At 64.5% G+C, this 18,605-nt stretch carries 15 protein-coding genes; 11 read left to right on the forward strand and 4 right to left on the reverse strand.

The window, feature by feature from the left end; translation table 11 throughout:
- Positions 1 to 44 precede the first annotated feature (44 nt).
- Positions 45 to 779 (reverse strand): ComF family protein, encoded by a 735-nt coding sequence (locus tag PH586_RS21815; protein ID WP_271349911.1) that lies wholly within the window; start codon positions 777 to 779, stop codon positions 45 to 47.
- 79 nt (positions 780 to 858) lie between these two features.
- On the opposite strand from PH586_RS21815, the gene bioB reads away from it, so the two are divergent.
- The 10 genes from bioB (at position 859) to PH586_RS21865 (ending at position 12,908) form a co-directional block, all read left to right on the forward strand.
- Positions 859 to 1,914, forward strand: a complete 1,056-nt coding sequence (gene bioB / locus PH586_RS21820; protein ID WP_271349912.1) for a biotin synthase BioB — start codon at positions 859 to 861, stop codon at positions 1,912 to 1,914.
- 91 nt (positions 1,915 to 2,005) lie between these two features.
- Positions 2,006 to 3,178, forward strand: coding sequence for an 8-amino-7-oxononanoate synthase (gene bioF / locus PH586_RS21825; RefSeq protein ID WP_271349913.1), 1,173 nt, complete (start codon positions 2,006 to 2,008; stop codon positions 3,176 to 3,178).
- Complete coding sequence (locus tag PH586_RS21830) at positions 3,171 to 3,902, forward strand: alpha/beta fold hydrolase (protein WP_271349914.1); 732 nt, start codon at positions 3,171 to 3,173, stop codon at positions 3,900 to 3,902. Before bioF ends, PH586_RS21830 begins: the two co-directional genes overlap by 8 nt.
- Complete coding sequence (gene bioC / locus PH586_RS21835; RefSeq protein WP_271349915.1) at positions 3,895 to 4,704, forward strand: malonyl-ACP O-methyltransferase BioC; 810 nt, start codon at positions 3,895 to 3,897, stop codon at positions 4,702 to 4,704. Before PH586_RS21830 ends, bioC begins: the two co-directional genes overlap by 8 nt.
- A 1-nt stretch (position 4,705) precedes the next feature.
- Positions 4,706 to 5,395, forward strand: coding sequence for a dethiobiotin synthase (gene bioD, locus PH586_RS21840; protein WP_271349916.1), 690 nt, complete (start codon positions 4,706 to 4,708; stop codon positions 5,393 to 5,395).
- A gap of 96 nt (positions 5,396 to 5,491) precedes the next feature.
- On the forward strand, positions 5,492 to 5,791 hold the full coding sequence (locus PH586_RS21845) for a hypothetical protein (RefSeq protein WP_271349917.1): 300 nt from the start codon (positions 5,492 to 5,494) through the stop codon (positions 5,789 to 5,791).
- Positions 5,792 to 5,836: 45 nt separating this feature from the next.
- Positions 5,837 to 6,604: a putative metalloprotease CJM1_0395 family protein gene (locus tag PH586_RS21850; RefSeq protein WP_271349918.1), complete on the forward strand. Its 768-nt coding sequence runs from the start codon at positions 5,837 to 5,839 to the stop codon at positions 6,602 to 6,604.
- A 270-nt stretch (positions 6,605 to 6,874) separates the two neighbouring features.
- Positions 6,875 to 8,680, forward strand: a complete 1,806-nt coding sequence (locus tag PH586_RS21855; RefSeq protein ID WP_271349919.1) for a phenylacyl-CoA dehydrogenase — start codon at positions 6,875 to 6,877, stop codon at positions 8,678 to 8,680.
- Positions 8,681 to 9,165: 485 nt separating this feature from the next.
- A complete protein-coding gene (locus tag PH586_RS21860) occupies positions 9,166 to 10,962 on the forward strand; it encodes an acyl-CoA dehydrogenase C-terminal domain-containing protein (protein ID WP_271349920.1) in 1,797 nt (598 codons plus the stop codon).
- A gap of 167 nt (positions 10,963 to 11,129) precedes the next feature.
- Positions 11,130 to 12,908 carry an acyl-CoA dehydrogenase C-terminal domain-containing protein gene (locus PH586_RS21865; protein ID WP_271349921.1) on the forward strand — a complete coding sequence of 593 codons (1,779 nt, stop codon included), beginning with the start codon at positions 11,130 to 11,132 and terminating at the stop codon, positions 12,906 to 12,908.
- An 87-nt stretch (positions 12,909 to 12,995) separates the two neighbouring features.
- Here PH586_RS21865 and PH586_RS21870 read toward each other — a convergent pair whose 3' ends face one another.
- Together PH586_RS21870 and PH586_RS21875 are read right to left on the reverse strand one after the other, a co-directional pair.
- A complete protein-coding gene (locus PH586_RS21870) occupies positions 12,996 to 14,546 on the reverse strand; it encodes an AmpG family muropeptide MFS transporter (protein WP_271349922.1) in 1,551 nt (516 codons plus the stop codon).
- A 46-nt stretch (positions 14,547 to 14,592) separates the two neighbouring features.
- Positions 14,593 to 14,985, reverse strand: coding sequence for an MGMT family protein (locus PH586_RS21875; RefSeq protein ID WP_408637032.1), 393 nt, complete (start codon positions 14,983 to 14,985; stop codon positions 14,593 to 14,595).
- Positions 14,986 to 15,327: 342 nt separating this feature from the next.
- On the opposite strand from PH586_RS21875, the gene PH586_RS21880 reads away from it, so the two are divergent.
- Complete coding sequence (locus PH586_RS21880) at positions 15,328 to 16,332, forward strand: DUF481 domain-containing protein (protein WP_271349923.1); 1,005 nt, start codon at positions 15,328 to 15,330, stop codon at positions 16,330 to 16,332.
- Between the two features lie 157 nt (positions 16,333 to 16,489).
- Here the strand turns inward: PH586_RS21880 and PH586_RS21885 are convergent, their stop codons facing one another.
- A complete protein-coding gene (locus PH586_RS21885) occupies positions 16,490 to 18,400 on the reverse strand; it encodes a beta-ketoacyl synthase (protein ID WP_271349924.1) in 1,911 nt (636 codons plus the stop codon).
- Between the last annotated feature and the right edge of the window lie 205 nt (positions 18,401 to 18,605).

Consider the following 18,605-nt stretch of genomic DNA (forward strand, 5'->3'; position numbering starts at 1 on the left):
GCATGGTCGGGCGGTGCCCGGATGCTATGGGGGCGGCGGTGGCGTCAGTCGCCTGGCTTGGGTGTGCGCGCTAGGCAATAGATGTCGACCCGCGCCGCGCCGGCCTGTTTCAGCAGGCGCGCCAGGCTCTCGGCGGTGGCGCCGGTGGTCAGCACGTCGTCGATCAGGGCCAGGTGCAGGCCGCTGACCTGGCTGTTGGGCGCCAGGGCAAAGGCGCGGCGCAGGTTGCGTTTACGGGTGGCGGCGTCCAGTTGCTGCTGCGCCGGGGTGTCGATGACCCGTTGCAGCCAGTGTTGCTGCAAGGGCAGGTGCAGCTGTTTGCCCAGCCATTGGGCGAGCAGCGCCGCCTGGTTGAAGCCGCGCTGGCGCTGCCGGCGTTCGGCCAGAGGCACGGGCAGCAGCAGGTCGGGCCTGGGCAGGCCTTCAGCGAAACTGTGCACGAGATGTTGTGACAAAAGCTCGCCGAGCAGACGTCCCAATGGCCACTTGGCCTGGTGCTTGAAGCGGCTGATCAGGCTGTCGACGGGGAAGGCATAGCGCCAAGGCGCCTCGACCCGATCGAAATGCGGCGGTCGTCGCAGGCAGCCGCCGCAGGTCATTCCGGGGTGCGGCAGCGGCAGGGCGCAGACCTGGCAGCGTGCGCCGAGCCACGGCAGTTCGCTTTCACAGCTGACGCAGAGGCTGTTTGCGCTGTCGGATGGCTCGTCGCAGAGCAGGCAGTGCTGTTTGTTTTTTAACCAGTTGTAAACCTGGAGTCGGTCGTCTGGTTGACAGCGCATAAGGCTTCCTTAAATATGCCGGACATCCGTGTCGTGCTGGCTGACTCTAGCAGCCGCTACAACTAACAAGGAATTACTGATGAGCGCCACCACCGCTGCCCACATGCGTCACGATTGGACCCTCACCGAGGTCAAGGCGCTCTTCGAACAACCCTTCAACGACCTGCTGTTCCAGGCGCAGACCGTGCACCGCGCGCATTTCGATCAGAACCGCGTGCAGGTCTCGACCCTGCTGTCGATCAAGACCGGAGCCTGCCCGGAAGACTGCAAGTACTGCCCGCAGTCCGGCCACTACAACACCGGCCTGGAGAAGGAGAAGCTGCTGGAAGTACAGAAAGTGCTGGAGGCGGCTGCCGAGGCCAAGGCCATCGGCTCCACCCGCTTCTGCATGGGCGCGGCCTGGAAGCACCCGTCGGCCAAGGACATGCCCTACGTGCTGCAGATGGTCAAAGGCGTGCGCGCCCTGGGCCTGGAAACCTGCATGACCCTGGGCAAGCTGGACAAGGAGCAGACCGCCGCCCTGGCCGAGGCTGGCCTGGATTACTACAACCACAACCTGGACACCTCGCCGGAGTTCTACGGCAATATCATCACCACCCGGACCTACGCCGATCGCCTGGAAACCCTGGCCTACGTGCGCGACTCGGGGATGAAGATCTGTTCCGGTGGCATTCTCGGCCTGGGCGAGTCGCTCGACGATCGCGCCGGCCTGCTGATCCAACTGGCCAACCTGCCGGAGCATCCGGAATCGGTGCCGATCAACATGCTGGTCAAGGTCAAGGGCACGCCGCTGGCCGATGAGCAGGACGTCGACCCCTTCGACTTCATCCGCATGCTGGCCGTGGCGCGGATCATGATGCCGCAGTCGCACGTGCGCCTGTCCGCCGGGCGTGAGGCGATGAACGAGCAGATGCAGGCCCTGGCGTTCTTCGCCGGTGCCAATTCGATCTTCTACGGCGAGAAGCTGCTGACCACGGCCAACCCGCAGGCCGGCAAGGACATGCAGCTGTTCGCCCGCCTCGGCATCAAGCCGGAAGAACGCGAGGAGCATGGCGACGAAGTGCACCAGGCGGCCATCGAGCAGGCCCTGGTCGAGCAGCGCGACTCCAAGCTGTTCTATAACGCCGCGGTCTGAAGTCAGGCGGTGGATGAGCTTCGCCTCGTCCACCCTGCGTAGTCCTTTGTAGGCTGGGTAGCCCGCTTGCGGTTATCCACCGGGTCTTGTCATGTCCTTCGATCTCGCCGCACGCCTCGCCGAACGCCACGCTGCCAACCTGTACCGGCAGCGCCCCTTGCTCGACTCGCCGCAAGGGCCGCTGGTGCGGGTCGACGGCCGTGAGCTGCTGGCCTTCTGCTCCAACGACTACCTCGGCCTGGCCAATCACCCACAGGTGATCGAGGCCTGGCGCGCCGGTGCCCTGCGTTGGGGGGTCGGCGGCGGCGCCTCGCATCTGGTGATCGGTCACAGCACGCCGCACCACGAACTGGAAGAGGCCTTGGCCGAATTCACCGGGCGACCGCGGGCGCTGCTGTTTTCCACCGGCTACATGGCCAACCTCGGCGCGGTCACCGCGCTGCTGGGGCAGGGCGATACGGTGCTGGAGGACCGCCTCAATCACGCCTCCTTGCTGGATGCCGGTTTGCTCAGCGGTGCGCGCTTTTCCCGCTACCTGCACAACGACGCCGCCAGCCTGGCCGGTCGCCTAGACAAGGCCGTCGGCAATACCCTGGTGGTCAGCGACGGGGTGTTCAGCATGGATGGCGACCTGGCCGACCTGCCGGCGCTGTGTGCGGCGGCCAAGGCCAAGGGCGCCTGGGTGATGGTCGACGATGCCCATGGCTTCGGCCCGCTCGGCGCCAGCGGTGGCGGTATCGTCGAGCACTTCGGCCTGTGCCAGGACGATGTCCAGGTGCTGGTCGGCACCCTGGGCAAGGCGTTCGGCACTTCCGGGGCCTTCGTCGCCGGCAGCGAGGAGCTGATCGAGACCCTGGTGCAGTTCGCCCGGCCCTATATCTACACCACCAGCCAGCCGCCCGCGCTGGCCTGCGCCACCCTCAAGAGCCTGGAGTTGCTGCGTCACGAGTATTGGCGGCGCGAGCACTTGAACGCCTTGATCAAGCGCTTCCGTGAAGGTGCCCAGTCTATTGGCCTTGAGTTGATGGACAGCGCCACACCGATCCAGCCGATCCTCATCGGTGACAGCGGCCGCGCCATGCGCCTGTCGCAGCTGCTGCGTGAGCGTGGCCTGCTGGTCACCGCGATTCGCCCGCCGACGGTGCCGGCCGGCAGTGCGCGCCTGCGCGTCACCTTGTCGGCGGCGCACAGCAGTGCCCAGCTCGAACGACTGCTGGAAGCCTTGGCCGAATGCTGGACATTACTGGAGAGCAGCGATGCGTGATCGCCTGATTCTGCTGCCCGGCTGGGGCCTCGGCAGTGCGCCGCTGGAACCGCTGGCCGAGGCCTTGCGAGGCCTCGATGCGCGCCTGCGGGTCGAGATCGAACCCTTGCCGCTACTGGACTCCAGCGACCCCGCCGACTGGCTGGACGAACTCGATGCCAACCTGCCCCAGGACACCTGGCTCGGTGGCTGGTCGCTCGGCGGCATGCTCGCCGGCGAACTGGCGGCGCGGCGTGGCGAGCGCTGCGCCGGCCTGCTGACCCTGGCCAGCAACCTGCGCTTCGTCGCCGAGCCGACCTGGCCCAGCGCGATGGCGGCTGAAACCTTCGGCGTATTTCGTCAGGGCTGCGCGGCGGATGCACGGGCCACCCTGAAGCGTTTCGCCCTGCTCTGTGCCCAGGGCGCTGCGGACCCGCGTGGCCTGTCGCGGCTGCTGCTGGGCGCGGCGCCGCAGACGGGTGCGGAGAGTCTGCTGGCCGGGCTGGATGTGCTGGCCGCGCTGGACACCCGCAGCGCCGTGCAGGCCTTCGTCGGCCCGCAACTGCACCTGTTCGCCGGCCGCGATGCGCTGGTGCCAGCGCATGCGGCGGCCGCGCTGCTGGCGTTGCTGCCGGACGTCGAGATCGGCCTGGTCGATGCGGCCAGCCATGCCTTCGCCCTGGAGCGCCCCCACGAGATCGCCGCGGCCATCCAGGCCTTTCTGCACGAGGCCGGCGATGACTGAGTGGACCCAAGACCCGCTGAGCGGCCTGCCGGACAAGCGTCAGGTGGCGGCGTCCTTTTCCCGCGCCGCCGACAGCTACGACAGCGTCGCGGCCCTGCAGCGCAAGGTGGGCGGCGAGTTGCTGGCGCGCATGCCGGCCAATCTGAGCCCGCAACGCTGGCTCGACCTGGGCTGTGGCACCGGCTACTTCAGTCGTGCCCTGGGTGAGCGCTACGGCGCTGCCGAGGGGGTGGCCCTGGATATTGCCGAGGGCATGCTGCGCCACGCCCAGCCACTGGGCGGCGCGCAGCAGTTTGTCGCCGGCGATGCCGAGCGCCTGCCGCTGCGCGACGCGTCCTGCGATCTGCTGTTTTCCAGCCTGGCGCTGCAATGGTGTGCGAATTTTGCCGCGGTGCTCAGCGAGTCCCGGCGCGTGTTGCGCCCCGGCGGTGTGCTGGCCTTCAGCAGCCTGTGCGTCGGCACCTTGCGGGAGTTGCGTGATAGCTGGCAGGCGGTGGACGGTTTCGTCCACGTCAACCGCTTCCGTCGTTTCGCCGATTACCAGCAGCTCTGTGCGGGCAGCGGCCTGCAGCTGCTCGGCCTGGAAACCCAGGCCGAGGTGCTGCACTACCCCGACCTGCGCAGCCTGACCCATGAACTCAAGGCCTTGGGCGCCCACAACCTCAACCCCGGTCGCCCGGGTGGCCTGACCGGGCGCGCCCGCATGCTGGCGCTGATCGCCGCCTATGAGCAGTTCCGCCAGCCGCAAGGCCTGCCGGCGAGCTATCAGGTGGTCTACGGCCTTTTACGCAAAGAGAATTGAGATGACTGCAGCCTTCTTCATCACCGGCACCGACACCGAAGTCGGCAAGACCACCATTGCCGCCGGCTTGCTCCACGCCGCGCGCATGGCCGGGCTGTCGACCGCCGCCGCCAAGCCGGTCGCCTCCGGGTGCAGCAAGACCGCCGCCGGTCTGCGCAACGACGATGCCCTGGCCTTGCTCGGCGAATGCAGCCTGGCGTTGCGTTATGAGGAGGTCAATCCGCTGGCCTTTGCCCCGCCCATCGCTCCGCATCTGGCGGCCCGCGAAGCTGGCGTGCAACTGGATGTGGAGGCCCTGCAGGGGCCGGTGCAGCAGATTCTCGACAAGGGCGCGGATTTCACCGTGGTCGAAGGCGCCGGCGGTTGGCGTGTACCGCTGGCCGGCCAGGCGGCGCTGTCGGATCTGGCGATCAACCTGGATTTACCGGTGATTCTGGTGGTCGGGGTGCGCCTGGGATGCATCAATCATGCGGTGCTGACCGCCGAGGCGATTGCCCGCGACGGCCTGACCCTGGCCGGTTGGGTGGCCAATGTGGTCGACCCCAAGACGTCGCGCCTGGAGGAGAATCTGGCGACCCTCGCCGAGCGCTTGCCGGCGCCTTGCCTGGGGCGGGTGCCGCGCCTGGCCAAGGCGACGCCGGCGGCGGTGGCCGAGTGTCTCGATCTGGCGCTGCTGGAGGTGGAGCTATAAGCAGGCCGGTTGCCATAGCTATTTGCCAGTACGCGGCCGACCCCTTATCTGCTTCAATGCAGTGCATTCATGTAGTACACCTGCGGGAGCTGGTTCATGCAAATCACCACTAACGCCTTCAGTTCGGGCCTCAGCAGCCTTCAGTCGGGGCAGCGTCGGGTCGATCAGGCTGCCGCCGAAATCGCCGGCAGCGCCAGCGCAGTCCCCCAGCAGGCCGCGCAAACCCCCGCACTCAATCAGGTCAACCGGTCAGCAGAGGCGGCCGGGCAAAAACCTGCGGACCTGGCCGAAAGCCTGGTCGCGTTGCGTGTCGGCCAGAACGAGGCACAAGCCGGTGCGCGGGTCGTGCGCACTGCCGATGAAGTGCTGGGCACGCTGATCGACACCAAAGCCTGAGGTCGCTGCCGCGACCAGTACACATGCGCGAGCAAGAGGTACGGCATGCACATCGGCGCTACGCCAACGTATCCTTCACCGGCACCATCATTGCCGGCGCGCCCAATAGCGCCGGCCGCCTCGGCCGATGTTTCCCCTGACCTGACCCGCGCCGCCCAGGCGCCGGCTACCCCGTCTCCCGCCCTGAGCGATGAACAGCGCGCGTCTGCCCGCGAAGAAGCGGATCAGCCCGCCGAGCAGTCGACCCCGTCCGCCGACAAGCAGGACAAGAGCGAACCCAGCCCGCAGCAACAACGCCTCGAACAACTGGAAATCGCCGAACTGGCCACGCGTGATCGCGAAGTCCGCAGCCACGAACAGGCCCACGCGGCAGTTGGCGGCGGCTATGCCGGCGCACCAAGTTTTACCTATACCCGAGGTCCGGATGGCCAGCGCTATGCCGTCGCAGGGGAGGTCAGTATCGACACCGGCGCGGTGGCGGGCGACCCGCAAGCGACCCTGAGCAAGATGGAGATCGTGGTGCGTGCAGCCCTGTCGCCGGCCGAGCCCTCCGCTCAGGATCTGCGTGTGGCAGCGCAAGCCCAGGCGCAGATGGTCCAGGCACGAGTCGACCTGGCCGAGCTGCAGCGCAACGAGGCCGCTGAGGCGCAAGCCGAACGCGCGCAATCGAGCGAGGCGGCGGAACCGGCGGAGCGCGATGGCGATCCTGCCGCGTCACCTCAGCCGTCACGTTCGTCAGCAGCCGAACTCGAGCTGTATCGGCGCACCGCCGGGTTGCCGGACTCCGCGCCACTGATCGACCTGCTTGGCTGATCACCGGCTCAAGCCCTTCCTGCTTTTTCGTCAAAGCCTCCAGCCCGATTCCTGAGCTTGCGCGCGGATTTTTTTCGCGGCGCACGGCCGAATCCGACAGGCGGCAATTGCCACAGTGCTTGACAAGGTTCTGGGGTAAACGTATGTTTCAAACACTTGTTTGATTGCTGGGTGGCCAAGACGTCGCCGTGCAGTCGGGAGTGATCCCCCAAGCGACCATGTATTCGGTCACCCAAACACACTATGAGTCCACCGCAGAGGTTATCCGCTATGCCTGACTACAAGGCCCCCTTGCGTGACATTCGCTTCGTCCGTGACGAACTGCTCGGCTACGAAGCGCATTATCAGAGCCTGCCCGGCTGCCAAGACGCTACCCCGGACATGGTTGACGCCATCCTCGAAGAGGGCGCCAAGTTCTGTGAGCAGGTACTGGCGCCGCTGAACCGTGTGGGTGACACCGAAGGTTGCACCTGGAGCGAGTCCGGCGTTAAGACACCGACCGGCTTCAAGGAAGCCTACAAGCAGTACGTCGAAGGTGGCTGGCCGAGCCTGGCCCATGACGTCGACCACGGCGGCCAAGGCTTGCCGGAGTCGCTGGGTCTGGTGGTCAGCGAATTGGTCGGTACCGCCAACTGGTCTTGGGGCATGTACCCCGGCCTGTCCCATGGCGCGATGAACACCATTGCCGAGCACGGCACCGACGAGCAGAAGCATGCTTATCTGACCAAGCTGGTTTCCGGCGAGTGGACCGGCACCATGTGCCTGACCGAGCCGCATTGCGGCACCGATCTGGGCATGCTGCGCACCAAGGCCGAGCCCCAGGCCGATGGCAGCTACAAGGTTTCCGGCACCAAGATCTTCATCTCGGCCGGTGAACATGACATGGCCGACAACATCGTCCATATCGTGCTGGCCCGCCTGCCCGACGCGCCGCAAGGCACCAAGGGTATCTCGCTGTTTATCGTGCCTAAGTTCACGGTGAGCGAGGACGGTACTGCTGGCGCGCGTAACGCCGTAACTTGCGGCTCGCTCGAGCACAAGATGGGCATCCACGGTAACGCCACCTGCGTGATGAACTTCGATGGTGCCACCGGTTACCTGATCGGCGCGGCGAACAAAGGTCTGAACTGTATGTTCACCTTTATGAATACCGCTCGCCTGGGTACCGCACTGCAAGGCCTGGCTCACGCTGAAATCGGCTTCCAGGGCGGCCTCAAGTACGCTCGCGAACGTCTACAGATGCGTTCCCTGACTGGCCCGAAAGCGCCGGAAAAAGCTGCCGACCCGATCATCGTGCACCCCGACGTGCGCCGCATGTTGCTGACCATGAAGGCCTTCGCCGAAGGCAATCGCGCCATGGTCTACTTCACCGCCAAGCAGGTCGACATCGTCAAGTACAGCCAGGACGAAGCCGAGAAGAAGCAGGCCGACGCACTGCTGGCCTTCCTGACGCCGATCGCCAAGGCGTTCATGACCGAAGTCGGCTTCGAAGCGGCCAACCATGGCGTGCAGATCTATGGCGGCCACGGCTTCATCGCCGAGTGGGGCATGGAGCAGAATGTTCGCGACAGCCGTATCTCCATGCTGTACGAAGGCACCACTGGCATCCAGGCGCTCGACCTGCTCGGCCGCAAGGTACTGCAGACCCAAGGCGAGGCGCTGAAAGGCTTCACCAAGATCGTGCACAAGTTCTGCCAGGCCAACGAGGGCAACGAGGCGGTCAAGGCCTTCGTCGAGCCTTTGGCCCAGCTGAACAAGGAGTGGGGCGAGTTGACCATGAAGGTCGGCATGGCGGCGATGAAGGATCGCGAGGAAGTCGGCGCTGCGTCGGTGGACTACCTGATGTACTCCGGTTACGTCTGCCTGGCTTATTTCTGGGCCGATATGGCGCGCCTGGCCGCCGAGAAGATCGCTGCCGGCACTGCCGACGAAGCCTTCTACAAGGCCAAGCTGCAGACCGCGCGCTTCTACTTCGCCCGTATCCTGCCGCGGACCCGCACCCACGTGGCCACCATGTTGTCCGGCGCCGGCAACCTGATGGACATGCACGAAGACGATTTCGCGCTGGGCTACTAAGCCGTCCCGCGACTCCGTCTCAAGAAAGCCGCTACCTCTCGGGGTAGCGGCTTTTTTTCGTATGAGGGCAGTGTCGCGTCACAGATCGACCTGCGGTCAAGCGGCCTTTCGGGTGGGCTAGGCGCACACTGCCGACAGCGAAGATCCAGCAAGATCCGTTGCGGCGTAACCCGCCATCGGCGCAACGAGGGATATCGCTCAGTGGGTTACGCGGCGCGCCACGATGGCGGCGCCTGATCGCTCGGAGGTTGGCGCCGCTAACCTGCGCGGCTCGCCCCCACCTTACAAAAGCCAGGTGCGACACATAAGGGGTATTGCCCCTATTTACCGGCTTGCCGCGGCCGTCGCCACTGCGTCGCAGGCTGCGGCCCGGTCATTTATGACGGCGCATTCAGCGGGCGTACGGTTGTTGTGAATCAGCCGACTTCGGCGGTAGCTTAGGGCAATTGACCCGCGCCTCGCGCGCCTGCTGACGGAGAACGACCATGCCCGAGTACAAGGCTCCCCTGCGCGACATGCGCTTCTTGATCGACGATGTCTTCGACTTCCACACCAGCTACGCCGCACTCAGCGCCAGTGACGCGACGCCGGACATGGTCGGTGCAATCCTCGAAGAAGGTGCCAAGTTCTGCGAGCAGGTGCTGGCGCCGTTGAACCGTTCCGGTGACGAAGAAGAGTGTCAGTTCGATAACGGTGTGGTGACCACGCCCAAAGGTTTCAAGGAAGCGTTTGCCCAGTATGCCGAGGGCGGATGGATGGGCTTGGCCGCCGACCCGGCCTACGGTGGTCAGGGCCTGCCGCATTCGCTGGGTTTGCTCAACAGTGAAATGGTCGGCGCCAGCAACACCTCATGGGGCATGTACCCGGGGTTGACCCATGGCGCCATGTCGGCGATCCATGCCCACGGCAGCGAAGAGCAGAAGCAGACCTACCTGACCCGCATGACCGAGGGGCTCTGGACCGGCACCATGTGCCTGACCGAAGCGCATTGCGGCACCGACCTGGGCATCATCAAGACCCGTGCCGTGCCCCAGGCCGACGGCAGCTATGCGCTCACCGGCAGCAAGATCTTCATCTCCGCCGGCGAGCACGACATGAGCGAGAACATCGTTCATCTGGTGCTGGCCAAGCTGCCCGATGCGCCCGCCGGAACCAAAGGCATTTCGCTGTTTATCGTGCCCAAGTTCCTCCCCGACGCTTCCGGCCAGGCCGGTGAGCGCAACGCGGTCAGCTGCGGCTCGATCGAGCACAAGATGGGTATCAAGGCCTCGGCCACCTGCGTGATCAATTTCGACAGCGCCAAAGGGTTTCTGATTGGCGAGGCCAATAAAGGCCTCAACTGCATGTTCACCATGATGAACCATGCGCGTCTGGGCACTGGCATGCAGGGGCTGTGCCTCGGTGAAGCGAGCTTCCAGGGGGCGATCAAGTACGCCAACGAACGCTTGCAGATGCGCGCACTGACCGGGCCCAAGGCGCCGGATAAGCCGGCCGACCCGATCATCGTGCACCCCGATGTGCGGCGCATGCTGCTGACCATGAAGGCGCTCAACGAGGGCAATCGTGCCCTGGCTTACTTCACCGCCCAGCTGCTGGATGTCGCGCACCTCAGCGAAACCACCGAGCAGCGTGAGGAAGCGGAAAACCTGCTGGCCTTCCTCACCCCGATCTGCAAGGCCTTCATGACCGACACCGGGCTGGAGGTGACCAATCACGGCATGCAGATCTTCGGCGGCCATGGCTATATCCGCGAGTGGGGCATGGAGCAGCTGGTTCGCGATTGCCGGATTGCACCGATCTACGAAGGCACCAACGGTATCCAGGCCCTGGACCTGCTCGGGCGCAAGGTGCTCGGCAGTCAGGGCAAGCTGCTGAGCGGCTTCACCAAGATCGTGCACAAGTTCTGTGAGGCCCAGGCCGAGCATCCGCAGCTCAAGGGCTACGTGGCGCAGCTGGCGACGCTGAACACCCAGTGGGGCGGACTGACCCAGAAGATCGGTCTGGCGGCGATGAAGAATCCCGACGAGGTAGGCGCCGCCTCGGTGGACTACCTGATGTACTCCGGCTACGTGATCCTGGCCTACTTCTGGCTGCGCATGGCGCTGGTGGCCCAGGAGAAGCTCGACGCCGGTGCCGGCGATGCGGCCTTCTACCAGGCCAAGCTGGCCACCTGCGCGTTCTACTTCCAGCGCCTGCTGCCGCGTACGGCCGCCCACCTGGCGGCGGCCGAGGCCGGCAGCGAGTGCATGATGAGTCTGCCAGCCGAGCATTTCGCGCTCTGACGAGCGGTAGTGTGAAAAAAGACCCGCCGCTGGCGGGTCTTTGCATTTCAAGCGAATGCGGACCTTTTGTGAATTTATGGTCACAACATGACGCTACGTGTCTATGTCGTTGCTCGGTTAAACTCCCAAGGCCGATTTAACCCTGTTGCTCCGCTCGAGGATTTTCCATGGCTGACTACAAAGCTCCCCTGCGCGACATGCGCTTCGTGCTCAATGAAGTGTTCGACGTCTCCACGCTGTGGGCCCAATTACCTGCCCTGGCCGACGTGGTGGATGAAGACACCGCCAGCGCCATTCTCGAAGAAGCCGGCAAGGTCACCGCGGGCATCATTGCCCCGCTCAATCGCAGCGGCGATGAGGAAGGCTGTTCCTGGAGCAATGGCGCGGTGAAGACCCCGGCCGGCTTTCCCGAAGCCTACAAGACCTACGCCGAAGGCGGCTGGGTGGGAGTCGGTGGTGACCCGCTGTTCGGCGGCATGGGCATGCCCAAGGTGATCTCCGCGCAAGTGGAAGAGATGGTCAACTCGGCCAACCTGTCATTCGGCCTCTACCCGATGCTCACCGCTGGCGCCTGCCTGTCGATCAACGCCCACGCCAGTGAAGCGCTGAAAGAGCAGTACCTGCCGAACATGTACGCCGGCACCTGGGCCGGCTCCATGTGCCTGACCGAGCCGCACGCCGGCACCGACCTGGGCATCATCCGCACCAAGGCCGAACCGCAGGCCGATGGCAGCTACAAGATCAGTGGCACCAAGATCTTCATCACCGGCGGCGAGCACGACCTGAGCGAGAACATCATTCACCTGGTGCTGGCCAAGTTGCCGGATGCGCCGGCCGGACCCAAGGGCATCTCGCTGTTCCTGGTGCCCAAGTTGATGGTGGGCGCCGACGGCTCGCTGGGCGAGCACAATGCGCTGTCCTGCGGCTCGATCGAGCACAAGATGGGCATCAAGGCCTCGGCCACCTGCGTGATGAACTTCGATGGCGCCACCGGCTGGATCGTCGATGCGCCGAACAAGGGCCTGGCGGCCATGTTCACCATGATGAACTACGAGCGCCTGGGCGTTGGCATCCAGGGCCTGTCCCTGGGCGAGCGCTCCTACCAGAATGCCGTCGAATACGCTCGGGAGCGTATCCAGAGCCGTGCGCCGACCGGCCCGCAGGCCAAGGACAAAGCCGCCGACCCGATCATCGTGCACCCGGACGTGCGCCGCATGTTGCTGACCATGAAGGCGCTGAACGAAGGCGGTCGTGCCTTCTCCAGCTACGTGGCCATGCAGCTCGATACCGCCAAGTTCAGCGAAGAACCGACCGTGCGCAAGCGCGCCGAAGAGCTGGTGGCCCTGTTGACACCGGTGGCCAAGGCCTTCCTCACCGACATGGCGCTGGAAACCACGGTGCACGGCCAGCAGATTTTCGGCGGTCATGGCTTTATCCGCGAGTGGGGCCAGGAGCAGCTGATCCGCGACTGCCGCATCACCCAGATCTACGAAGGCACCAACGGCATCCAAGCCCTGGATCTGGTCGGGCGCAAAGTGGTCGGCAGCGGCGGTGCCTTCTACCAGCACTTCGCCGACGAGATAAAGGCGTTCACCGATTCGGCCGATGCCTCCCTGGCAGAGTTCACCGAGCCGTTGAAAGACGCCATCGCCAACCTGGAGCTGATGACCAGCGACCTGCTGGCGCGCGCCAAGGCCAATCCCAACGAAGTCGGTGCCGCCTCGGTCGAGTACCTGCAGGTGTTCGGCTACACCGCCTATGCCTATATGTGGGCGTTGATGGCACGGGCCGCGCTGGCCAAGCAGGATCAGGACGACTTCTACGTCAGCAAGCTGGGCACCGCGCGTTTCTTCTTCGCCCGCCTGTTGCCGCGGATCCACTCGCTGACCGCGTCGGTCAAGGCCGGCAGCGACAGCCTGTACCTGCTGGATGCGGCGCAGTTCTAAGCCACACCCTGCAACGCCAAAGCCCCGGTCTTGTACCGGGGCTTTTTTACATCTATTGGCGCTGGGCTGCTAGTGGTTGGCTTCGCTCTACAGCGGCGGGCTGTCGAGCGCTTCGGCTGGCGTCGAGCCATTGGCCTGCGGGCGTTCGCGCTGCCATTGCAGGGCGATCAGAATCAGGGTCGGAATCCCCAGCAGGGCGGTGATCAGGAAGAACTCGGCATAGCCGAGGTTCTCCACCAGCACGCCGGAATAGCCACCGATCAGCCGCGGCAACAGCAGCATGATCGAGCTGAGCAGGGCGTACTGGGTGGCCGAGAACTGCAGGTTGGTCAGGCTCGACAGGTAGGCGACGAACGCCGCCGTGGCCAGGCCGGCGCTGAAGTTGTCGGCGGAGATGGTGACGATCAGCATCTGCAGGTCGGCGCCCATGCCGGCGAGCATGAGGAACAGCAGGTTGGTCGCGGCCGAGGCCAGGCCGCCGATGAACAGGATCGGCAGGATGCCGAAGCGCACGATCAGCAGGCCGCCAAAACCGGCGCCGAGCAGGGTCATGACCAGGCCGAACAGTTTGCTGACGCTGGCGATCTGATCCTTGGTAAAGCCCTGGTCGATGTAGAACACGTTGGCCATCACGCCCATCACGGTATCCGACATGCGATAGGTCGCGATCAGTCCGAGCAGCAGCAAGGCCTGCCAGCGATAACGCACGATGAAGTCGTTGATCGGGGTCAGCACCGGTGCCAGGCCGCGGCGGCCCATGCTCGACAGGCACAGCGTGGTGAGGATGGTGTAGAGCAAGGCGCGCAGAAAGGCGCGATCCACGAGAAGCAGATCGAACAGGCTGATTTCGCCCCGCACCAGGCTGGCAAAGTCGGTGTAATAGAATTGGGTGAACATCGCCGGCACCGAGACCAGCATCACGATCAACACCAGCACCGAGACGATCTGATGGCTGAAGCCGTAGCGCGCCGCGGCCAACTGGGTTTGCAGTGGTACCGCCGGTTCGCGCATCCACAGGCTGGTCAGCAGGCCCGGCAGCATCAGCAGGGCAAACACCAGGTAGGTACCGGACCAGGCGCTGTGCTGGTAGAGCTGCACGGTGGAACCGAAGCCTTCGGCAACATACAACGCGCCGGCGGTGGCCAGCAGTGCCGCGACCCGGTAGCCGGCCATATAGCTGGCGGCCAGAGCCGCCTGGCGGGTGTCCTCGACGATCTCCAGGCGATAGGCGTCCACGGCGATGTCCTGGGTGGCGGAGGCGAAGGCCACCAGCACCGCCAGGGAGATCAGCCAGGTCAGTTTGGTCTGCGGGTCACACAACGCCATGCCGGCCAGGCCAATGGCAATCAGCACCTGGGCCAGTACCAGCCAGGAGCGGCGCCGGCCGAGCCTGCCGAGCAGCGGCAGGCGCCACTGGTCGAGCAGTGGCGACCAGACCCATTTGAAGGCATAGGCCAGGCCGATCAGGCTGGCGAAACCGATGGTTTCACGCGCCACGCCCGCTTCGCGCAACCACACCGACAGCGTGGAGAACACCAGCATATAGGGCAGGCCGGCGGCGAACCCGAGGAGCAACAGCACCAGCGTGGAGGGGCTTGAGTAGGCGGCGATGGCTTCGCGCCAGCTTTTACGGGGCATTGAGCGGGTATCTGTCTGCAAAGAGAAAAAGGATTCTGGGCGCACTCTAACCGCTGTGCTCCATCGGGCGCCAGCCGTGCCGTCGGATATCCACGCGATCATGGATGACCAGCACCCCTTCGGCCCGCAAGCGCTGCCGTTGCTCCGCGCCGGAAACACTGCCCGCCGGCAGGCTCAGGCGTCCGCTGGCGGCGATCACCCGATGCCAGGGCAGCGTGGTGCCCTGCGGCAGCTGGCTGAGGCTGCGTCCGACCCAGCGTGCGGCACGGCCAAGGCCCGCCAGCTCGGCCAGTTGGCCATAGCTGACCACCCTGCCCGGAGGAACCTGTGCGAGCGCCATATACAGCGCCTCGCGTCGTGCCTCCTGGCTGGCTGCTAACCCGGGCGAAGCGGCTCGCCTGGCGGCTTCATCCTGAGGTGGCGGTAGTCGACCGATCATGCGGCTGCGCCCCCTGTGGTCATCTGCGTTGGTCGGTTAGGCCATGCCAGTGTAAGGCGGGCAGGGTCTGGCTGAATAATGGCGTCGCCCAGCCAGCAGCGCAACAAACCGCTGGGCCCGCTGCCGCTGCCGGAGGGGCGGCAGCACGTCCGTGGCCTGGGGCGTATCCCCAGCGAGCGCCATTATCTGCGGGGCTCGGGGTGGGCTGGTCGGCTCGAGCCACCGATGGCATCGGTCGCCTGGCTTGAACTCCGATTAATTCCGACGGTCAGTCATTGCTCAGAGTCTGGGCTTGCGCATAATGCCCGGCGTTTATTCAATCAGAGCTTTTCAAGCATTCTTATGATTTTCAGAACCCTGTTATGCCTGGCCCTTTCGGCAGTTGCCAGTCCTCTGCTGGCCGATACCGTGTGGTTGAAAAACGGTGATCGGCTGAGCGGTACGATCAAATTCTTTGAAGGGAAAAAACTGCTCCTGCAAACCGATTACGCGGGTTCGATTGCGCTGGACTGGAAGAAAATCGCCACCCTCGAAAGCGACCAGGAGTTGCTGATCAAGGAAGGCAAGCTGACCGGTGAGCGGGCCAAGGCCCTGCTGGCTGCCGAGCAGGGCAAGGTCACCCTGGCCAATGGCGAAGGGCCGAGAACCATCGAGCTGGCGAGTATCGAGCGGATCATGAAGCCCAAGCCCCTGGTCGAGGACCTGACCTGGAAGGGCAATATCGACGCGGCGCTGGACTACAAGCGCGCCGAAACTGATACCGATGATTATGATGTCGACCTGAAGACCCAGATGCGTCACGGGCTCTGGCGGCACAATGCCGCGGCCGATTACAACCGCGAGTTTCAGGACGGCGTAGTGGCCACCGATAACTGGGGCGCCGAGTATGCCCTCGATCGTTTCCTCGATGAGCACTGGTTCTGGGAAGGGCGTCTCGAATACAAGCGCGATCTGATCGAAGAGCTACGGCGCCAGCGCACGGTCGGTACCGGTCCGGGTTACCAGTTCTGGGATAACGAATTAGGCGCCTTGTCCGTTACCGGGTTGCTCAACCGCACCGACTACCTGTATGCCAATGGCGAGAAAGACAACTTCTATGCCGTGAGCACGAAGTGGGACTACAACCGCTACCTGGTTGGCAAGAGCTTCGAGCTGTTCAGCAGCGGTGAGGTCGGCAAGCCGCTGGCCAATGTCGCCGAATACACCCTGGATGCCGAGGTGGGCCTACGCTACAAGGTCACCGACTGGGCTTCGCTGAACATGAAGGCCGAGAAAGACATAGTCAGTGGCTCGGAAGGCGACAAAGACGAAACCCACTACAGCCTGGGCTTTGGTGTCGGCTGGTAAGCCATTGCGACACCTCCGCTGCAATTAATCCGCGCCGGCCATATGCCGCAATGCCGCTCACCTGAATCAGGTGAGCGGCATTTTTATTGGTAGGCAAAGGTATGAATCGACAGCCCCAAGAGCGATCCGGGCAGGCCCGCAACCCCGAGGTGGGTTGTCAGTCAAGCATGTCGGCGAAGCGATCATCCTGTTTGAACACCAGCGGCTGAGCGAAGCCCGGCACCTTGATCTGGTCGGTGCCCAGTTCGATGGCCTTGTCGTCGATCAGGTCGCGGCCGAAGTTGTAGATGATTTCCAGTTGGCCCTGCATGGCCTGTTCGTCATAGGCGCGGGCGGCGACGCGGGTCTGTTCGCGGCGTGCGCAATAGGCCTCGAAGGCCACTGCGCCATGACGCTTGCGCAGCATCTTGTCGACCACGTGGGGGGCCAGGATCACGGCGCTGGCGTTGTTGCCGCCGAAGCCCTTGGAGTTGATGAAGCACACGTCCAGCGCCTGCTGGCCGAGCTGGCGATCCTCGGTGGCGATGTTCAGGTGCTGCTGGAACACGTCGTCGGCGACCGCGTCGATGGTCTTGACCCCGGGGATGATGCCGTACTTGAAGCTGCCCAGCGCGGAGATCACCTGGTCGCCGCTGGCGGTGGCCAGGGAGTGGCCGACGAAGGCCTTGACCGCGGTCACCGGCCATTGCTCGATGGCGAAGGCGGCGGCGATGCGATCGAGCAGTTCCGATTCGGTGGTGCGGTTGGCCGGGGTGCTGGAACCGTGGGCGTGGACGAAGCTGCGCTGGCGTACGGCATCGAGGCCGAGCAGTTGCACGGCGCTGGCCACGGCCTTGGACACGGTCAGGTAATTACCGGGGCCGGGCGCGGAGATGGATTTCTTGAAGCCATCGGCGTTGACGAAGACATCCGGCACCGCGCCGTGGATGTCGGCTCCCAGTTCCAGGGCCAGTTCGTCGTCCATCAGCACCACGAACTGGCAGGCCTCGGCCAGGGTGAAGCCGCAGTTGTCGCCGAACGGGCGGCTGGCGCGGCGGAAGTCCACCTGTTGCTGGCCTTCGATCTGGCGCAGGCCCTCTTCGGTGGCCAGGGCGCCCATGGCGCCGTAACCCTCGATGCACTCCTGGTTGACCGGTGCTTCACTGCTGCCGACGATCACCACCCGGGCCTTGCCGGAGCCGATCTGCTCGATGCCCTTCTGCAGGTTGTAGAGGAAGGTGGCGCAGGCGCCGGTGATGGCGCCGGTGCTGCCGACACTGCCGAGCACGTAGGCGTTGATGAAGTCCGCCGGCATGCTGTTGAGGCCCAGCGCCAGCTGCTTGGCGGTGACCCGGCCGCCCTTGAGGCGCGATTGCATCATGCCGCCGAAGCCGTTTTCGTCGAGCTGGCTCATGATGCAGCTGGCGAACACCGCCACTTCGTCCGGTTGTACCCGATCGACGATCGACTGCCAGGGCAGGCCGGTCGAGCGCAGGGCATCGGTCACCCCGACGATGGCCATGCTCAGGCCGCGCGGGTGGAAACGCGAGTTGTAGTGTTCGCTCGGCTCGAAACCGCTAGGCAGCTGGCCGGCGGACTTCACCGGCAAGGCGCGGTAACTGTCGACCTTGAAATCGCAGCTGTCGTGCAGGCTGACGCGCACCTCGGTGGCATTGAGTTCTTCCACCGACCAGTTGGCCGGCAGTGGCTCGGGCAGTTGCTTGCGGTTGCTGATGAAGCTCAGCGGGGTGTCAGGCGTAGCGCTGACGCTGATGTTCTTCTGCCAATGGGCCGCGTCGACGTCCAGGTGCTGCTTTTCGATACGGCGTACCAGGGTCGAGGCGAGAATCTGTTCGGCAAAACGGCTGTCGATCTCCGCCAGGCTCAGCACCGTGCCATCGGTGGTCTGGTAGCTGCCGTCGAGTACCTGCAGCAGTTTCATCATCACGGCCAAGCCGGCGAGGGTTTCCTGACGTGCGCGCAGGTCCATCGACTCGATCACGGTACGGCGGAAACCGTGGTGAAAGGAGCTGCGGCCGGCTGCGTTGTAACCACCAAAACCAACAATCACGGGTAAGCGAGACTTCACGCGGGAAACTCCTTCAAATAAATACGCCGGACAAGCTCAGATGAAGCGATACCTGCTTGTCGCTCGCCAGGGAACCCGAAAACACGGGGGACATTCAATGGGGCGAGCAGTGGCTCGATTGTTCGGGTGATTATGCTGACGTGATTTATGACTTGTGAGTCACTGCTTCGACCAAGGTAGCGCTTCGGCAAGACCATACTCCTGC

The organism is Pseudomonas aestuarii, from assembly GCF_027988105.1.
GTDB lineage: Bacteria > Pseudomonadota > Gammaproteobacteria > Pseudomonadales > Pseudomonadaceae > Aquipseudomonas > Aquipseudomonas aestuarii.